Below are 1,562 nucleotides of genomic sequence, written 5' to 3' on the forward strand. Positions count from 1 at the left end.
CCCGCCCGGCCGGCCCGGACGGGGCGGCCGGGCGGGGCGGCCTTGGTTCAGGGCGCCCCGGCTCCCGCCGGGGCCGGGGCGGTGCCGCCCAGGTGCGCCGGCAGCCACCAGGCGTCGTCCGCGTCCCGCGGCGCAGCGGGGTAGGCCCGCTGCGCCGCCTCCAGCAGTTCCTGCACCCGGTCCCGCAGCCGCTCGGTGACCGCCGTGGCCAGCTCGCCCGGCGCCGCGCGCAGCGGCTCGCCGACCCGGATGCCGATCGGTATGTGGTTCCGTCCGAAGTCCCGGCCGCGCCCCTTGGTCCACAGCCGCTGGGTGCCCCACAGCGCCATCGGCAGCAGCGGTAGGCCCGCCTCCTGCGCCAGCCGGGCCGCGCCCGACTTGAAGGACGACAGCGTGAACGACGGGGAGATGGTGGCCTCGGGGAAGACCCCGACGATCTCCCCGGAGCGCAGCGCCCGCAGCGCGTGCCGGTAGGCGTGCTCGCCCTCCGCGCGGTCCACCGGGATGTGCTTCATCGCCCGCATCAGCGGCCCGGCCACCCGGTGACGGAAGACGGACTCCTTCGCCATGAAACGCACCAGCCGCCTCGCGGGCCGGGCGGCGAGTCCGGTGAAGACGAAGTCCAGGTAGCCGATGTGGTTGCTCGCCAGGACGGCCCCGCCGCGCCGCGGCACATGCTCGGTGCCGTGCATGTCGAAGCGCAGGTCGAGCGCCTTGAAGAAGGTGCGGGCGGCGCCGATCACCGGCGGGTACACGAACTCTGGCATGCCTCTGCGGACCCTTCTCGCCGGGCGGTCGCGGCCCCGGCGCATACGACAGCGGAACTTACGGGCGCGTAACTTCCGGTGTCGCCGATCGTGCCCCACAACGCGCGCCGGAGCCACAGTCCGGGACCGGCCGTCCGGGAGATCCTCGTCACGTGCATGCTGGGAGGCATGACCGGACAGCAGCGGACGCCGGACGCCCTGACCGCCGGGGACCTCGGGGTACGGAGCCTGGGGCGGCGGGCCACCCTGGTGCAGTTCTCCAGTGCCTTCTGTCAGCCCTGCCGGGCCACCCGGCGGGTGCTGAGCGAGGTCGCCGGGATGGTCGAGGGCGTGGTGCATGTGGAGATCGACGCCGAGGAGCGGCTCGGCCTGGTGCGGTGGCTGGGGGTCACGGGCACCCCGGAGGTGCTGGTGCTGGACGCGGACGGCCGCGTGGTGCGCCGCGCCCAGGGGCAGCCCCGTAAGGCGGACGTGATCGGGGCGCTGGGCCCTGCGGTCGGCTGACAGCGCGGCGGCATCCGCCTCGCACACGGCGGGCACGGCGGCGTCACGAGGGGCGTTCCGCCGCCGTGCGTGATTGAGTGGGCCTGAGTGGTCCGCGTTGGCAAGGTCACAGTTCACCGGCCTTGATAGCGGGGTCAGCGGCCGGTGTACTGACGAGTAATAAGCAGTAATAGGCTGGACCACACCGGCCGCCCGTCGGCCGGAGAAGCGCGAGACGAGGCAGTAGGAGACCGGCGTGAGCCTGAGGATCGTTGTCTGTGTGAAGTATGTGCCGGATGCGGCTGGGGAGCG

At 73.6% G+C, this 1,562-nt stretch carries 2 protein-coding genes; one reads left to right on the forward strand and one right to left on the reverse strand.

Translation table 11 applies throughout. The features are described from left to right. Positions 1-47: 47 nt before the first annotated feature. A complete protein-coding gene (locus HOY81_RS26980; RefSeq protein WP_237323333.1) occupies positions 48-767 on the reverse strand; it encodes a 1-acyl-sn-glycerol-3-phosphate acyltransferase in 720 nt (239 codons plus the stop codon). A 168-nt stretch (positions 768-935) separates the two neighbouring features. Between HOY81_RS26980 and HOY81_RS26985 the strand changes: the two genes are divergently transcribed. Beyond that, entirely contained in the window at positions 936-1,271 is a 336-nt protein-coding gene (locus HOY81_RS26985) for a thioredoxin family protein (RefSeq protein WP_237323334.1), read from the forward strand. The last annotated feature ends 291 nt before the right edge of the window (positions 1,272-1,562 follow it).

The sequence above is a fragment of the Streptomyces sp. JJ36 genome (genome assembly GCF_021696945.1).
Taxonomy (GTDB): domain Bacteria; phylum Actinomycetota; class Actinomycetes; order Streptomycetales; family Streptomycetaceae; genus Streptomyces.